This is a genomic window from Bacteroides sp. MSK.20.12, assembly GCF_019052435.1.
GTDB lineage: Bacteria > Bacteroidota > Bacteroidia > Bacteroidales > Bacteroidaceae > Bacteroides > Bacteroides xylanisolvens.
In genome coordinates this window covers 40,077-57,057 of the sequence record NZ_JAHQVH010000016.1, presented here as the reverse complement: position 1 = coordinate 57,057, position 16,981 = coordinate 40,077, and the positions used below count along the sequence as shown (strand labels likewise).

16 protein-coding genes are annotated in these 16,981 nt (G+C 42.8%); 12 read left to right on the top strand and 4 right to left on the bottom strand.

Annotated features, from left to right (window positions below):
• Position 1: 1 nt before the first annotated feature.
• The 3 genes from KTR06_RS10530 to mdh all read right to left on the bottom strand — a co-directional run bounded on the left by KTR06_RS10530 (position 2) and on the right by mdh (position 3,775).
• Positions 2 to 994 (bottom strand): HlyD family secretion protein, encoded by a 993-nt coding sequence (locus tag KTR06_RS10530; protein ID WP_008020477.1) that lies wholly within the window; start codon positions 992 to 994, stop codon positions 2 to 4.
• A gap of 106 nt (positions 995 to 1,100) precedes the next feature.
• A complete protein-coding gene (locus tag KTR06_RS10525) occupies positions 1,101 to 2,564 on the bottom strand; it encodes a TolC family protein (protein WP_008776704.1) in 1,464 nt (487 codons plus the stop codon).
• Positions 2,565 to 2,833: 269 nt separating this feature from the next.
• Positions 2,834 to 3,775 (bottom strand): malate dehydrogenase, encoded by a 942-nt coding sequence (mdh, locus tag KTR06_RS10520; RefSeq protein WP_004297234.1) that lies wholly within the window; start codon positions 3,773 to 3,775, stop codon positions 2,834 to 2,836.
• 885 nt (positions 3,776 to 4,660) lie between these two features.
• Here mdh and KTR06_RS10515 point away from each other — a divergent pair.
• On the top strand, positions 4,661 to 5,533 hold the full coding sequence (locus KTR06_RS10515) for a hypothetical protein (RefSeq protein WP_004315464.1): 873 nt from the start codon (positions 4,661 to 4,663) through the stop codon (positions 5,531 to 5,533).
• 634 nt (positions 5,534 to 6,167) lie between these two features.
• On the opposite strand, the gene KTR06_RS10510 is transcribed toward KTR06_RS10515, so the two are convergent.
• Positions 6,168 to 7,037: an NAD kinase gene (locus tag KTR06_RS10510; RefSeq protein ID WP_004307836.1), complete on the bottom strand. Its 870-nt coding sequence runs from the start codon at positions 7,035 to 7,037 to the stop codon at positions 6,168 to 6,170.
• Positions 7,038 to 7,185: 148 nt separating this feature from the next.
• Between KTR06_RS10510 and KTR06_RS10505 the strand changes: the two genes are divergently transcribed.
• The 11 genes from KTR06_RS10505 to KTR06_RS10455 all read left to right on the top strand — a co-directional run bounded on the left by KTR06_RS10505 (position 7,186) and on the right by KTR06_RS10455 (position 16,893).
• Positions 7,186 to 7,902: a pyridoxine 5'-phosphate synthase gene (locus tag KTR06_RS10505; RefSeq protein ID WP_004307837.1), complete on the top strand. Its 717-nt coding sequence runs from the start codon at positions 7,186 to 7,188 to the stop codon at positions 7,900 to 7,902.
• Positions 7,899 to 8,618, top strand: coding sequence for a MotA/TolQ/ExbB proton channel family protein (locus KTR06_RS10500; protein ID WP_008020483.1), 720 nt, complete (start codon positions 7,899 to 7,901; stop codon positions 8,616 to 8,618). Before KTR06_RS10505 ends, KTR06_RS10500 begins: the two co-directional genes overlap by 4 nt.
• Positions 8,619 to 8,664: 46 nt before the next feature.
• Positions 8,665 to 9,081, top strand: a complete 417-nt coding sequence (locus KTR06_RS10495; RefSeq protein WP_004305499.1) for a biopolymer transporter ExbD — start codon at positions 8,665 to 8,667, stop codon at positions 9,079 to 9,081.
• A 6-nt stretch (positions 9,082 to 9,087) separates the two neighbouring features.
• The gene (locus KTR06_RS10490; protein WP_015532306.1) at positions 9,088 to 9,960 is read left to right on the top strand and encodes a TonB family protein; all 873 of its coding nucleotides are present in this window, start codon (positions 9,088 to 9,090) and stop codon (positions 9,958 to 9,960) included.
• Between the two features lie 27 nt (positions 9,961 to 9,987).
• On the top strand, positions 9,988 to 10,539 hold the full coding sequence (locus KTR06_RS10485; protein ID WP_008020485.1) for a DJ-1 family glyoxalase III: 552 nt from the start codon (positions 9,988 to 9,990) through the stop codon (positions 10,537 to 10,539).
• A gap of 7 nt (positions 10,540 to 10,546) precedes the next feature.
• Positions 10,547 to 11,206: a 2-C-methyl-D-erythritol 4-phosphate cytidylyltransferase gene (locus KTR06_RS10480; RefSeq protein WP_151927896.1), complete on the top strand. Its 660-nt coding sequence runs from the start codon at positions 10,547 to 10,549 to the stop codon at positions 11,204 to 11,206.
• A complete protein-coding gene (gene recG / locus KTR06_RS10475; RefSeq protein ID WP_151927897.1) occupies positions 11,207 to 13,303 on the top strand; it encodes an ATP-dependent DNA helicase RecG in 2,097 nt (698 codons plus the stop codon). It abuts the gene before it with no gap.
• A gap of 223 nt (positions 13,304 to 13,526) precedes the next feature.
• Complete coding sequence (ndk, locus tag KTR06_RS10470) at positions 13,527 to 13,991, top strand: nucleoside-diphosphate kinase (protein WP_004307843.1); 465 nt, start codon at positions 13,527 to 13,529, stop codon at positions 13,989 to 13,991.
• A 19-nt stretch (positions 13,992 to 14,010) separates the two neighbouring features.
• A complete protein-coding gene (locus KTR06_RS10465; RefSeq protein WP_004307844.1) occupies positions 14,011 to 14,880 on the top strand; it encodes a peptidoglycan DD-metalloendopeptidase family protein in 870 nt (289 codons plus the stop codon).
• A 122-nt stretch (positions 14,881 to 15,002) separates the two neighbouring features.
• On the top strand, positions 15,003 to 15,545 hold the full coding sequence (locus KTR06_RS10460; protein WP_004307845.1) for a DUF1599 domain-containing protein: 543 nt from the start codon (positions 15,003 to 15,005) through the stop codon (positions 15,543 to 15,545).
• Positions 15,535 to 16,893 (top strand): BT_3928 family protein, encoded by a 1,359-nt coding sequence (locus tag KTR06_RS10455; RefSeq protein WP_117810290.1) that lies wholly within the window; start codon positions 15,535 to 15,537, stop codon positions 16,891 to 16,893. Before KTR06_RS10460 ends, KTR06_RS10455 begins: the two co-directional genes overlap by 11 nt.
• Positions 16,894 to 16,981 lie beyond the last annotated feature (88 nt).

Sequence of the window (16,981 nt, the reverse complement as noted above, 5' to 3'; positions counted from 1 at the left end):
ATTACTTGTCAATGATGACAGACATACCCGGACGGAGGTTTTCCACTTTCTCTATCGGAGAAGCTTTCACTTCGAATGTTTTCAGGTCGAACTGTCCGGTTGTTTTGGTTGCTTTCCAAGCGGCATAAGTCCCTAAGTCTTTCAGATAATATACTTTGAGTTTGATCTTTTTGTTATCCAGAGCAGGAATGACTGCTTCGAATTCCGAACCCATTGTCAGATTTTTGAGCAGATCCTCGCGTACGTTGAATGTTACCCACATATCGTTGAGCTCGGCGATATTCATGATGGGAGCACCAGTACCTACCAATTCGCCTACCTTCGGGAAAATCTCTGAAACTTCTCCGGCAGCCGGAGCTATGAGATAAGTCTCCTTTATGTACGATTCTACTTCGGCAACAGCACCTTTTGCTCGGTTTACCAAAGCTTCCGCGGCCATCTTATCTTCACGTTCTGCTCCGTTCTTTGCCATAGTATATTGCGCTTTGGCTGCTTTCTCTGTAGCAATGCTTGCATCCCGTTGCGCAGTAACTTCATCCAATTTCTGTGCAGGCATTACTCCCTGCTCATAGAGATTCTTTATACGTTGATATGATTTTTCGGCAATGGTGACGCCTGCTTGGGCTTTTTGCCACATTTCGTATGCCGCCTGGATTTGTTCCTCACGTGCGCCTTTGATTGCTTTTGCGTTTTGTGCTTGTGCGGCAGCTTCGGCAGCACGTGCCTGTTCCATTTTTGCCACTACGTCAGGAGCTTCCAAAATAGCCAGCGTATCTCCGGCATTGACACTTTGTCCTTCTTTCACGCGAAATTCCAATATACGTCCCGGAACTTTGCTCGAAACGCGATACTCGGTAACTTCAGCCTGTCCCTGTATGATTTCAGGACCTTTGCGAAGCATGAAGAAGCCAACGACTGCAACGATTGCAATAACTCCCAGTAGAGTAAGGAATGCAAGCAGCATATTGCTGTTTTGTGATTTTATAGGTGCCATATGATTTATGAATTATGATTTATGATTTATGTTTTATGGATTGTGAGTTGGTTAGGGATTGGGTTGTTTCTGATTGGGTTCTTTACTTTATTTTTCTGCTTTTTATTTATTTCAGTGTTCCCAGAGATTTCTTCAGATAGATTTCTGTTAACTTCACATCTATTTGTGCGTCAATCTTTTCTGAATGAGCGGACAGCCATGCCGTTTGTGCTTCAAGAACATTACTGGTGGCAATCACTCCCTCTTTAAAACCAAGCGTTGCATAGCGCAGATTCTCTTCCGCTTTTTCCATGTTTTTGGAAGACATAACCAGTTTCTTACCTGCTTCTTTTACCTTGAAAGCGGCTTGATTGACTTGCAACTCTATTTTTTCGCGTGCGTCCTGAAGCTGGTATTGTGCAATGCGGGCTTCGGCTTTTGCCGCTCTCGTTTTATAAATACCTTCTCCCCAGTGCCATATAGGTATCTGTACCATCACTCCCACATTCCACATGCCTTTGAATTTGTTTTCAAAGCTGTTGAAGACAGAAGGGTTGGTTACCATATAATTCCCCATCAATGCGATAGAAGGAAGATGTTCGGCACGGGTTACGTTTACTTTCTGTTTATAAATCTGTGTCGCTAATTCGAGACTACGTATTTCCGGACGATTCTCATAAGCGGTAGATAAATCGAAATGAGGGTCTGTTGTCAGTAATGGAATATCTTCCATATTTTCATCTGCTAGCGTGATGGGGGAGCTAAGATCAATACCGCATAGTTGGCACAGCAACATTCGGGCAAGGCTCAATCCATCTTCCACTTTGGTGAGTGTCATTTCTGCTTCATTCACCTTGACGCGTACAGACAAGCCATCCGCTTTGGTGGCTACTCCTTCATTAATCATTTTTTCCACATCACCGTCCAGCTGTTGCAAGAGCTTTAAATAACCTTCCGCCAACTTCTTCTTATTAACCAGCGAAATAACTTGCCAATAAGCCTGGTCTGTACTCATGATTACTTCCTGCATGCCACCGTGGTGTTGTTCTTGAGCCAACTCTTCGGCATACTTTGTTATTTTGTTGTACGCCCGGATTTTTCCACCCATATATAAAGGCTGTGTCAATGTAAGAGCACCTGCATAGACATTCCTGGTGTCTGTGCGGAGCGCATCCACTAAAGAGTTTCCCGCTTGGTCGAGAGCAGGCAGAGCCGCTCCTAGTTTTCCGCTTAAGGAAGCAATAAGTGGTTTTAATTCAGGATGTGCTGTTGCAATCTCGGTTGCAGCCTGTTGGATAGGGCCTGCCAGATTAGTTCCTAGTCCTGAAAGCGCAGCTTTCTGGTCGTTGTTTAATAATGAAAACTCTTTCTGGTTTCTCATGTAAGCTCCGGTTGCCGAGAAATTGGGAAGATAATTCGTAAATGCAGCTTTCCGTTGATAATGAGCAGCATTTATCTTCTCATTGCTTATCAACAAATCTTTGTTGTTGGCAAGAGCTAATGCGCGGCAACTATCCAGACTTAGAAAGTTCTGCGCTTTTCCTATGAAAGTGAGACTTAGCAGAATTGTCAGAAGAAATACTTTTTTCATCGCATCTTGCATATTAATAAGGTGATACTTCTATATTTAATAACCCGGTTCTTATGTAATTTGTTTATTGAAGTAGTCTGTTTTTTTGAACTTGTTTACTTAAACAATAATTGCATAAACAACGATGCAAATGTATGAGCTTTACTTGAAAGTGCAAAATGAATTAGCTTTTTTTAAAATATAGTGGGGTAGGATTCTGTAGAAAAGAAAGAAGGCTGTTCCTCGTAGTGAAGAACAGCCTTTCTTGATATATAAAGTAAGGGGATTAATTACAGAGCACCTACTTCTTTCAAAGCAGCGTTCGTTCCGTGAACAGCTTTTGCGCTAGCTGCGAACTTAGCTTTTTCGTCTTCGTTCAGGTTCAGTTCAACGATCTTTTCGATACCGTTCTTGCCAAGGATTACAGGAACGCCGATGCAAAGATCTGATTCACCATATTCACCTTCCAATAATACAGAACAAGGAACCATTTTCTTTTGGTCATGAAGGATAGATTCAACTACGAATGCTCCTGCTGCACCCGGTGCATACCATGCAGAAGTACCCAGCAATTTAGTCAGTGTAGCACCACCTACCATTGTAGCAGCGGCTACTTCTTCCAGTTTTTCGGCAGAGATGAAATTTGCTACAGGCATACCTTTGTAAGTAGCGAAACGAGTCAAAGGAATCATAGTAGTATCACCGTGACCACCGATAACCATACCTTCTACTTCGTTAGCGTTGCAACCGATAGCTTGAGACAAGAAATATTTGAAACGAGAGCTATCCAAAGCGCCACCCATACCGATCACACGGTTTTTCGGCAAGCCCAAAGCTTTCAATGCCAAATAAGTCATTGTATCCATCGGGTTAGAGATAACAACGATGATAGCGTTAGGAGAATATTTCAACAGGTTTTCTGCTACCGATTTAACGATACCAGCGTTTACACCGATCAGTTCTTCACGAGTCATACCCGGTTTACGAGGAATACCTGAAGTAATCACAACAACGTCAGAGTTAGCAGTCTGAGCATAGTCGTTAGTGCAGCCTACCAATGTAGTGTCGAAACCCAGCAATTGAGCTGTCTGCATCATATCCATTGCTTTACCTTCTGAAACGCCTTCTTTAACGTCCAGCATTACTACTTCGTCTGCTACTTCATTAAAAGCAAGTACATTTGCACATGTAGCACCTACGTTACCTGCGCCTACTACGGTTACTTTTGACATAATACTATATATTTAAAAAGTTGATAATTTGTTTTATCTTTTAGCGCGACAAAATTACAACGATAATCCTGATTAAAGAAATTTTTCCGTAATAATTTTAGTTAAAGGTCTAAGTTCTCCGGAATGGATAGCTATCATAAAAAAAAAGTGGTCGAACAAGCCGTTGGCAAGCGTGGAAGAGAAGCGGAGAATAAACAACGAAAACGATACAAAAACGAGGGTGTTCGGAGAGGGTGTTACAAAGCGCTGAAACACCCGCCAGTAAAGGGGAAAAACCCAATGAAAACCAGTAGAGTAGAGAAGAGTAAAGTAAAGAAGAGTAAGTAAAAGTATTATTTCTGTTATAAACAATAGCAATAATACTGGGCAGAGAAGATGGCTTTGGCTGCTGCCGTTGTCGGTTTGGATCACTTCGTCGGTGTCGTTTCTGTTCTCGTGTCCCTCATGGACTGTTCGTCCGGCAGATGACCGCCTTTTGTCTGGTAGGTTATTGATGCTCGCCCGGTGGGTAACGGACATTCACACGGTAGATAACATACGTTTGTACGTTAGGTGAATTCTATATTATTTCTCGGGCTACCGCTTCATTAAAAAATAATTTCAATACTTGTTTGCTAAAGTACCATTTGCTTCAAAACTAGTACGTAAACAAGGTAAAAGTCGCAAATAAGGATGCTTCGATCAGGTAATGTCAGTGGCCGCTTAGGATCATAAAGGAGAATCAGTCGGGGTACTTTGCGTCTGTCGGTTCGGCCTGGTTGACTGGTTAATAAATTAAAATTGCATAGATTAGTCGGGAGTTTTTCAAAAACTCTCACTTTTTATACTTGACTTCTGTTGCGAAATGATTACTTTTGCGCACGTTATCAATTCACAACTGAAACTATGAGTAAAAAAAGCCTTCTTATTGCGGCCGTGGCTATCTTGGTGATAGCTATTATTGGTATTACTTATTTATTGTTTACCGAAAAAAAAGCTAATCGGGAGTTAGTGCAGGAATTCCAATTGGATAAGGAAGATCTGGAAAACGAATATAGTCGTTTTGTGCAAGAATATGATGAATTGAAGTTTAAGGTTACTAATGACTCATTAGGAGTATTGTTAGAACAGGAACAGTTAAAGACCCAACGTCTATTAGAAGAACTTCGTACTGTGAAGAGTTCGAATGCAACAGAGATTCGTCGTTTAAAGAAAGAATTGGCTACCTTACGTAAAGTAATGGTTGGTTATATTAATCAGATTGATTCACTAAATAAACTGGCTGCACAGCAGAAACAGGTCATTGCAGAAGTAACACAAAAATATAATCAGGCTTCACAACAAATCAGTAACCTTTCCGAAGAAAAGAAAAATCTGGATAAGAAGGTGACGTTAGCCGCACAACTCGATGCAACTAATATTCGTATCGAACCACGCAATAAACGCGGTAAAGTGGCGAAGAAGGTGAAAGATGTGGTGAAATTGGCTATCAGTTTCACAATCGTGAAGAATATAACTGCTGAAAACGGTGAACGTACCATCTATATACGTATTACCAAACCCGATAATGATGTACTGACCAAGAGTGCATCCAATACTTTCCCTTATGAAAACCGTACATTGGTTTATTCAATTAAGAAGTATATTGAGTATAACGGAGAAGAACAGAATATCAATGTGTTTTGGGATGTAGAAGAGTTTCTATATGCCGGAAATTACCGGGTAGATATTTTTGAAGGCGGGAACCTGATTGGTTCGCAGTCGTTTACATTAAATTAATATCGGGGTATTATTTTTCTCTACCGATATTTTAATTTTCTTCTATATTAACTAACCCGATGGTCTGTTTTTAATATTTCTTCGGGTAACAGCTGTTCTTTTATGGATGAACTGGGGAAAGAACTGCATAAATAATTGCAATAATATACAGAAAATAGGGTGAATGTAGCATGAATTTGCATACAATATGCGGCTTTTTAATCGTAGAAGCCTTCGTTGGATTAAAATCAACGAGATGTCCCTCACCGAGGAAGGATAAGTTCTTCGGTGAGGGACAACTCTTTTCTCGGTGAGGAACTCATATGGGAATGATTGGAAGCAGTTTTTCTCTCTAGTTTGTATGCGAATAAAGATAAGGAGAAATTGATAAAATGAAGGACTGTTGTCTATAAAAGAATGATTTGTAAATGCAATCAGTATAATTTTAATCTTATTGAGTAAATATAAGGGGAAATCATGTTAATCTAATTTCTGAAGATAGTAAATCCCGGCCCTTTTTCTCTTTAGTTGGAATCTATGCCCAATTTGTTGCATTCCCAACAACTTGAATGTCCCTTTTTTTAGAAGTTCTATTTTTAAGTACCGTATAGTTGAATCGGGTGATGAGGAATAACGGTTGCATAATGTGAACTGCTTACCGTCTTCCGTCAGCTCCCCACATCATTTTGCTGCGGAGTGTATCGAAAAAAATGTGATTAAAACGTTTCACTACCTTTATGCTGTAATCTGCCCGACGGATGGTTAGTTGAGTCGTTTCTTTGCAAGTCTCGCTCCTCCCGTCGATGGCGACGAGGAAGTTGTGACTTCTGCTTTCTACATCTAATGTAATCTCCCAGTCATCCCGAATAACGATAGGGCGGACGTTGAGACTATGTGGAGCCACCGGAGTGATGGCAATAGTGTTGGAATGAGGGACGATGATCGGGCCTCCTACACTCAAAGAGTAGGCTGTGGAACCTGTTGGAGTGGCAATTACTAACCCGTCAGCTTGATAAGTATTCAGATACGCGCCATTAATAGCTGTCCGGATACTAATCATTGAGGAGCTGTCTCGTTTGAGAATAGCTATTTCATTGAGGGCATAAGGAGAATCTTGGAGATGTTTGTCGTTGCAGATCAACTGAAGTACACTCCGTTCCTCCACACTATATCTGCCGTTTTGGATTTCATCAAATGTTTCCTCCATTTCCTCCGGCGAAATATCTGCCAGAAATCCTAAACGTCCTGTGTTAATTCCCAAAATAGGAATCCCTTTTCTTCCTACGCGGCGGGCAGCTTTCAGAAATGTTCCGTCGCCTCCGATGCTGATTACCATATCGGCAGTAAAATCATCACCATCAAATAATTGATCTGCTTTAATATCCATATTTTCAGAAACTAGGAATTGATAAAATTCCCTGCACATACCAATCTCTGCTCCCTGTTTCTTTAAAAGTTTAAACAAGGTGACAGCATGAGAAGACTTTTTAGCCTGATAAGTATTTCCGAAAATGGCGAATTTCATAAGCAATATCATTAGTTCAGGATGCAAATTTGGCATTTTTTCTTGGATTTCTACTTTAAATAACCAAAAAAGAACCCATAATGCGTTTCGTATTATTAGGCAACTAATAATAATATTTGTATTTTTGCGGCAAATATAACGTAGAACTATGACTAAATTAAGTGTAAACATAAACAAGATTGCTACGCTAAGGAATGCTCGCGGAGGAAATGTTCCCGATGTAGTAAAGGTAGCGCTTGATTGTGAATCTTTTGGTGCAGACGGTATCACTGTTCATCCTCGTCCCGATGAACGCCACATTCGTCGTTCAGATGTATATGATTTGCGCCCTTTGTTGCGCACGGAATTTAATATCGAAGGTTATCCCGCTCCGGAATTTATTGATCTGGTGTTGAAAGTCAAACCTCATCAAGTAACTTTGGTTCCCGACGATCCTTCACAGATTACTTCTAATTCCGGTTGGGACACCAAAGCAAATCTGGAATTCCTGACTGAAGTGCTCGATCAGTTTAACAGCGCCGGTATTCGTACTTCCGTTTTTGTGGCAGCCGATCCCGAAATGGTGGAATATGCGGCAAAAGCGGGAGCGGATCGTGTCGAACTGTATACCGAACCATACGCAACGAACTATCCGAAGAATCCGGAAGCTGCCATCGCTCCTTTTATCGAAGCCGCGAAGACTGCCCGTAAACTGGGTATCGGATTGAACGCCGGACACGACTTGAGTCTGGTTAATTTAAATTATTTCTATAAAAACATTCCTTGGGTGGATGAAGTCTCCATCGGACATGCGTTGATTAGCGATGCATTGTATCTGGGACTCGAACGTACCATTCAGGAATATAAAAACTGTCTACGCTCATGAATGCAATGATCTTGTTAGCCCAAGGGGCTATGAATATGGCCGATTCGCTGGCTACTGCCAACCCCGTATTGACGGAGGTGAACGCTCCTGAAATGAACATGCTTGATATGGCTATCAAGGGTGGATGGATTATGATTGTACTGGGTGTATTGTCGGTTGTCTGTTTCTATATCCTGTTTGAACGTAACTACATGATTCGCAAGGCAGGAAAAGAAGACCCGATGTTTATGGAGCGGATTAAAGACTATATTCATAGCGGTGAGATCAAAGCGGCTATTAACTATTGCCGTACGATAAACACCCCTTCGGCACGTATGATAGAAAAAGGGATCAGCCGTTTAGGACGTCCTATTAACGATGTACAGGTAGCTATTGAGAATGTAGGTAATATTGAAGTGGCAAAGCTGGAAAAAGGATTGACTGTAATGGCAACTATTTCCGGAGGTGCTCCGATGCTCGGATTCCTCGGTACGGTGACCGGTATGGTACGTGCATTCTACGAAATGGCGAATGCCGGAAGCGGAAACATTGATATCACTTTGCTTTCTGGTGGTATCTATGAAGCTATGATTACAACGGTCGGTGGTCTGATTGTCGGTATCATTGCTATGTTTGCCTACAATTATCTGGTGATGCTGGTAGACCGTGTGGTAAATAAAATGGAATCTCGTACAATGGAGTTCATGGACTTGCTGAACGAGCCGGCTGGAAAGTGAATCGATATGCCAACCTATTAATCACTAACCCTTAATCACTAACAAAGTGGGATTAAAAAGAAGAAATAGAGTATCGCCCAATTTCAGCATGGCTTCCATGACGGACGTCATCTTCCTGTTGCTGATATTCTTTATGATAACCTCTACGGTGGTGTCGCCCAATGCTATCAAAGTCTTGTTGCCGCAAGGCAAGCAGCAGACCTCGGCCAAACCGCTGACAAGAGTGGTTATCGATAAAGACTTGAATTTCTATGCCGCTTTCGGCAATGAAAAAGAGCAGCCGGTGGCGCTGAACGACCTGACTTCATTCTTGCAGAGTTGCGCAGAGAAGGAGCCGGAAATGTACGTGGCATTGTATGCGGATGAATCGGTACCTTACCGTGAGATCGTAAGGGTATTGAACATTGCAAACGAGAATCATTTTAAGATGGTGCTGGCTACACGCCCGCCTGAAAACAAATAAGAAACAATGGACAGAAGAAAAAAGGGTGAATACATAGGAGCGCTGGGTGCACTGTTGGTGCATGTGGCAGTGATTGCTCTTTTGATTCTGGTGAGCTTTACTGTCCCTCAACCGGATGAAGATGCAGGCGGAGTGCCTGTAATGATGGGAAATGTAGACGCAGCGAGTGGCTTCGATGATCCCTCTCTGGTAGACGTGGATATCATGGATGAAGATGCGGCAGCACCCGCGGAAACAGCACCGGAACTTCCTTCGGAACAGGATTTATTGACGCAGACTGAAGAGGAAACAGTAACCCTGAAACCTAAGACGGAAGAACCGAAAAAAGAAACGGTGAAACCTAAAGAGGTGGTCAAGCCGAAAGAACCGGTGAAGAAGCCCGAAAAAACGGAAGCCGAAAAAGCTGCGGAAGCGAAACGGCTGGCAGAAGAAAAAGCGGAACGTGAACGTAAGGCTGCCGAAGAAGCTGCCAGAAAGAGGGTGTCCGGTGCGTTTGGAAAGGGAGCGCAAATGACAGGAAATAAAGGAACAGCGGCTAGTGGCACGGGAACCGAAGGTAGCAAGGAGGGAAATTCTTCTACCGGAGCGAAGACCGGAACCGGAGGTTATGGAACATTTGACCTTGGCGGACGTTCTTTAGGTACGGGCAGTTTGCCGAAGCCTGTATATAATGTGCAGGAAGAAGGACGTGTAGTGGTGAATATCACCGTGAATCCTGCAGGGCAAGTGATATCGACCAGTATTAGCCCTCAAACGAATACGGTAAATTCCGCTTTGCGTAAGGCAGCGGAGGACGCAGCGAAGAAAGCCCGTTTTAATACGATAGATGGGGTGAATAACCAGACAGGGACAATCACCTATTATTTTAACTTGAGATAGTATCATTAACCAAATATATAAAGGATTATGGGAACTGTATACGCTTTTTTTGCAGATGGTTTTGAAGAAATTGAAGCCTTTACTGCTATTGACACGTTGAGACGTGCCGGACTTAATGTAGAAATCGTATCCGTTACACCGGATGAAATTGTAGTGGGAGCACATGACGTATCCGTCCTTTGCGATATCAACTTCGAGAATTGCGATTTCTTCGATGCTGAACTGTTGTTGTTACCGGGAGGAATGCCGGGAGCTGCCACACTTGACAAGCACGAAGGGTTGCGTAAATTGATTCTTGATTTTGCCGCAAAAGGTAAACCTATTGCGGCCATTTGTGCTGCTCCGATGGTGTTGGGTAAGCTGGGGCTGCTGAAAGGAAAGAAGGCTACCTGTTATCCGAGTTTTGAACAATATCTGGATGGTGCAGAATGTGTAAATGAACCTGTCGTACGTGATGGAAACATCATTACCGGTATGGGACCGGGTGCTGCCATGGAATTTGCTTTGACAATCGTTGACCTGTTGGTAGGTAAAGAAAAAGTAGACGAACTGGTAGAAGCGATGTGTGTTAAACGCTAAACCGTCCATGAAGAAATATGTAATCATTGTCGCCGGTGGAAAGGGCTTGCGAATGGGAAGTGACCTCCCGAAACAATTCCTTCCCATGGGTGATAAACCTGTGTTGATGCATACCCTGGAAGTATTCAGGAGATATGACGAAACACTTCAAATCATAGTAGTGCTTCCACGGGAACAGCAGGACTTTTGGAAGCAACTTTGCCAAAAACACAGCTTTGCGGTGGAACATACCCTTGCCGATGGAGGCGAAACACGTTTTCACTCTGTAAAGAACGGTCTGGCACTGGTGCAGGAGCCGGGACTGGTAGGGGTGCATGATGGAGTACGTCCGTTTGTGTCGGTAGAGGTGATTCGCCGTTGTTATGACTTGGCAAAAGTGCAGAAAGCAGTGATTCCTGTGGTGGATGTGGTAGAGACACTTCGCCATCTGACAGATGCCGGAAGTGAAACGGTCAGCCGGAATGATTACAAGCTGGTGCAAACACCGCAGGTTTTCGATGTAGAGTTGTTGAAACAAGCCTATGCACAAGAATTTACTTCCTTCTTTACAGATGACGCTTCCGTTGTTGAAGCAATGGGAATACCTGTGTATCTGGCGGAAGGTAACCGTGAAAATATAAAAATAACGACTCCTTTCGATTTAAAAGTAGGGAGTGCTCTTTTATAAATGTTCGATTTAGCCACACGCGACATAAAATTCATCTCCGGTGTAGGCCCTCAAAAAGCCGCTGTATTAAATAAGGAGTTGGAAATCTACTCCTTGCACGATTTAATTTATTATTTCCCTTATAAATATATTGACCGGAGCCGCATCTATTACATTCACGAAATAGATGGCAATATGCCGTATATCCAGTTGAAAGGAGAAATTCTCGGTTTCGAAACCATTGGCGAAGGACGTCAACGTCGTTTGACGGCGCACTTTTCGGATGGTACGGGAGTCGTGGATTTGGTGTGGTTTCAAGGCATTAAGTATATCTTAGGCAAGTATAAGTTGCACGAAGAATATATCATCTTCGGTAAACCGACTGTTTTCAACGGACGTATCAATGTGGCGCATCCCGATGTAGACAAGCCGGAAGATTTGAAACTTTCTTCGGTGGGATTGCAACCTTATTATAATACGACGGAGAAGATGAAGCGCAGTTTCCTCAACTCTCACGCGATTGAGAAGATGATGGCAACGGTGATTCAACAAATACAGGAGCCTCTGCCTGAAACACTTTCTTCCAAATTGCTGGCGGAATATCATCTGATGCCTTTGACGGAAGCTCTCCGGAATATCCACTTTCCGACCAATCCCGATGTGCTTCGCAGGGCGCAATATCGCCTTAAGTTCGAAGAGCTGTTTTATGTTCAACTGAATATCCTCCGCTATGCCAAAGACAGACAAAAAAGATATCGTGGATATATCTTTGAGAAAGTGGGAGAGGTGTTCAATACATTTTATACAAAGAATCTTCCTTTTCAACTGACAGGTGCACAGAAGCGGGTATTGAAGGAAATACGGAACGATGTCGGCAGTGGCAGGCAGATGAATCGCCTCTTGCAGGGAGATGTAGGAAGCGGGAAAACACTGGTTGCCTTGATGAGTATGTTGTTGGCGTTGGATAACGGTTATCAGGCTTGCATGATGGCGCCCACCGAAATCTTGGCGAACCAGCATTATGAAACGATCAAAGAACTGCTCTTTGGCATGGATATCCGTGTCGAACTGCTGACAGGCTCTATTAAAGGCAAAAGGCGGGAAGCGATTCTGACCGGATTGCTGACCGGAGATGTGAATATATTAATAGGAACGCATGCCGTTATTGAAGATACTGTCAATTTCTCTTCTTTAGGCTTCGTTGTTATCGACGAACAGCATCGCTTTGGCGTGGCACAACGCGCCCGTCTTTGGAGTAAGAATGTTCAACCTCCGCATGTGCTCGTGATGACTGCTACCCCGATCCCACGCACTTTGGCAATGACATTGTATGGTGATTTGGACGTATCTATTATCGACGAGCTTCCACCCGGAAGAAAACCGATTACTACCATCCACCAATTTGATAACCGCCGGGAAAGTATGTACCGTTCGGTGCGCAAACAAATTGAAGAAGGACGCCAGGTCTATATTGTTTATCCGCTGATTAAAGAAAGCGAAAAGATTGATTTGAAGAATCTTGAAGAAGGATATCAACATATTCTGGAAGAGTTTCCGAAATGTACGGTTTGTAAAGTGCATGGCAAAATGAAACCAGCCGAGAAGGATGAGCAAATGCAGCTTTTTGTTTCGGGCAAAGCGCAGATCATGGTGGCTACTACCGTTATTGAAGTCGGAGTGAACGTTCCGAATGCTTCGGTGATGATTATTGAAAATGCAGAACGTTTCGGGCTTTCGCAGTTACATCAGTTGCGTGGTCGGGTAGGACGTGGGGCGGAACAGTCTTATTGTATTCTGGTGACGAATTATAAGTTGACGGAGGACACCCGGAAACGATTGGAAATCATGGTACGCACTAATGATGGTTTCGAAATAGCCGAGGCCGATTTGAAATTGCGTGGCCCCGGTGATCTTGAAGGTACGCAGCAAAGCGGCATCGCTTTCGATTTGAAGATTGCGGATATTGTACGCGACGGGCAACTGTTGCAATACGTTCGTGCCATAGCTGAAAGTATTGTGGAACAAGACCCTGCGGCACAGAATCCCGAGAATGAAATCTTGTGGCGGCAACTTAAAGCCTTGCGGAAAACGAATGTTAACTGGGCTGCCATAAGTTGAAAAACGGTTAAACATGCAGTTTATTTGCGTAAATGTGTTGCAAAACATATTTTGTCCCTATCCTCCCTATTTATAGGAGTTTAACGGCTCAATTGTTCCCTCTTTTTGTACTAAGCATCTGAAAAATAGTTAATAACTCTCTTGCCTTTTCATAGGAAAATACTACCTTTGGGGGAATTTTTTTAGTAAATGTATTGTTTAACCATTTGCAAAGTCGAGTATTATGCTTGAAAAAACGCTGGTCATTTTAAAACCATGTACCCTTCAACGGGGATTGGTTGGTGAGATTACTCATCTCTTTGAACGTAAAGGATTACGGTTGGCCGGCATGAAGATGATGCAACTGACTGATGAATTGTTAAGCGAACATTATGCCCACCTTAGCGGCAAACCTTTCTTTCAGCGTGTGAAAGATTCGATGATGACAACTCCTGTCATTGTTTGTTGTTTCGAAGGTGTGGATGCTATTCAAACAGTCCGTACGTTGGCGGGACCGACTAATGGACGTTTAGCTGCCCCAGGCACCATTCGCGGGGATTATAGTATGAGCTTTCAAGAGAATATCGTTCATACATCCGATTCTCCGGAGACTGCAGCTATTGAATTAACGAGATTTTTTAAACCGGAAGAAATATTCGATTACAAGCAGGCTACATTTGATTACCTGTATGCAAACGACGAATATTAATTGAATTGACAAAGAAGGAATGAATTTTAGCATTATTAAAACAGGATTGGTCGCTGTTGCGGCTATGGTCAGTCTGAGCTCTTTCTCACAAGACCTGATTGCCCGCCAAGCACCGATAGACAAGAAATTAAAATCAGTAGACTCTTTGGCCTTGCAGAAGCAAATCCGTGCCGAACAGTCCGAATATCCCGCCCTAAGTCTTTATCCAAACTGGAACAACCAGTATGTACATGCTTACGGAAATGCTATTATCCCTGATACGTATACAATCGACCTGACAGGTTTCCATATGCCAACTCCAAGTACAAAAATTACTTCGCCTTTCGGTCCTCGTTGGAGAAGAATGCATAATGGGTTGGACTTGAAAGTGAATATAGGTGATACTATCGTAGCTGCTTTTGACGGTAAAGTACGTATCGTAAAATATGAGCGTAGAGGATATGGAAAATATGTCGTTATCCGTCATGATAATGGATTGGAAACAGTGTATGGTCATTTATCAAAACAATTGGTTGAAGAAAACCAATTAGTGAAAGCCGGAGAAGTAATCGGTTTGGGTGGTAACACCGGACGCTCTACTGGTTCGCATCTTCATTTCGAAACCCGCTTCCTGGGGATTGCAATTAATCCGATTTATATGTTCGACTTCCCGAAACAAGATATCGTTGCCGATACTTATACGTTCCGCAAAGCAAAAGGCGTGAAGCGTGCTGGTTCTCATGATACTCAAGTGGCTGACGGTACCATCCGTTATCACAAGGTGAAGAGTGGCGATACATTGTCCCGCATTGCTAAATTGCGTGGCGTATCAGTCAGTACACTTTGCAAACTGAACCGTATCAAACCGACCACTACTTTGCGTATCGGACAGGTTTTGCGTTGTTCATAAAAAATATAGCTTATAAAACAGTAATACAATATCTTTAGAAGAGGGCACTTTAATATAATTTAGAGTGCCCTCTTTCTGTTTTTACTTAATTATTGTTACCTTTGCGCACTATTTGGAAGAAGATGAAAGATACCAAGCAACAATTTGAACATGTCATCGCTTTGTGCCGTGACTTATTTTCCAAGAAGCTGCACGATTACGGGCCTGCATGGCGTATCCTGCGTCCGGCTTCGGTGACTGACCAGATTTTTATTAAAGCCAATCGGATTCGTAGTATTGAAACCAAAGGAGTAACCCTGATTGACGAGGGAATCCGTGCCGAGTTTATTGCGATTGTCAATTATGGCATCATCGGACTTATCCAGTTGGAACTGGGGTATGCCGAGTCTGCCGACATCAGCAATGAAGAAGCGATGGCTTTGTACGATAAGTATGCAAAAGAGGCATTAGAACTGATGCTTGCCAAGAATCATGATTATGATGAAGCCTGGCGGAGCATGCGTGTCAGCTCTTACACAGACTTGATTCTGATGAAAATCTACCGTACCAAGCAGATTGAGAGCTTGGCCGGTAATACATTGGTGTCAGAAGGAATTGATGCCAATTATATGGATATGATTAATTACTCTGTTTTCGGACTGATTAAGATAGAATTTGAAGGATAAGAACTTACATATCATTCAGGAGGTAGTGGCGAATATGTGTCGCTTTCTTTTGGCGGCATCGTTCATCTTTTCCGGATTTGTAAAGGCAGTTGATCCGCTGGGTTTCCAGTATAAGATACAGGATTATCTGACTGCATTCGGAATGGCTTCCTGGTTCCCTTCATTCTTCCCTTTATTGGGAGGTATCGTTTTATCTGCCGTTGAGTTTTTTATAGGTATCTCTTTGTTCTTTGCAACAAGAAGAACATTGGCTACCTCATTGGCTTTGATGCTGATGATTTTCATGACGCCACTGACCTTGTATCTTGCCATCTTTGATCCGGTTTCGGACTGCGGTTGTTTTGGTGATGCCTGGGTGTTGACAAATTGGGAAACATTTGGAAAGAATATCATTCTGCTATTTGCGGCAATAATGGCTTTCCGTCACAGGAGGATGCTGATTCGTTTTATCAGTGTGAAGATGGAGTGGCTGGTTTCTCTTTATACGCTGTTTTTTGTGTTTACTTTATCGTTCTATTGTCTGGACCGTTTGCCTGTTTTAGACTTTCGTCCTTACAAGATCGGAAAGAATATCCTGGAAGGAATGACAATGCCCGAAGGAGCCAAACCAAGCGTATATGAAAGCATTTTTATCCTGGAGAAGAACGGAGAGCAGAAAGAATTTACGTTGGATAACTATCCGGATAGTACCTGGACATTTGTCGATACGCGTACCATCCTTAAGGAAAAAGGATATGAACCGGCTATTCACGATTTCTCTATGATAGATCTGAATACGGGGGAAGATATAACAGACGATGTATTGACGGATATAGGATATACTTTCCTATTGGTTGCCCATCGCATTGAAGAGGCGGATGATAGTAACATTGATTTGATTAATGAGATATATGACTATTCGGTGGAGCATGGCTACAAATTCTATTGCCTCACTTCTTCACCGGAGGAACAGATAGAATTGTGGAAGGACAAGACAGGAGCCGAATATCCTTTCTGCCAAATGGATGATATAACATTGAAGACGATGGTTCGCTCTAACCCGGGATTGATGTTGATTAAGAACGGAACCATTCTGAATAAATGGAGCGATGAGGATATACCGGATGAATACGTACTGACGGACAAACTGGAGAATCTGCCGCTAGGAAAGCAGAAAGTGAGCAGTGACGCTCATACGGTAGGATATGTTTTTCTGTGGTTTGTTATTCCGTTGTTGTTAGTGCTTGGGGTGGATGTGTTGGTCGTTCGCCGCCGGGAACGGAAAACCGCGAAGCGGAAGCAACAAGAAGAAGAGATAAAAAGCAAAGAACCGGAAACAAAGAATCAAGGAATAGAAGAACAAGAATAAGAAAAAATGATAACGAGCGACCCTCTGTAACGAACACTAACCTGAATCGTTCAATCGTCAATCGTCCAATCGTAAATTTATTAACCCT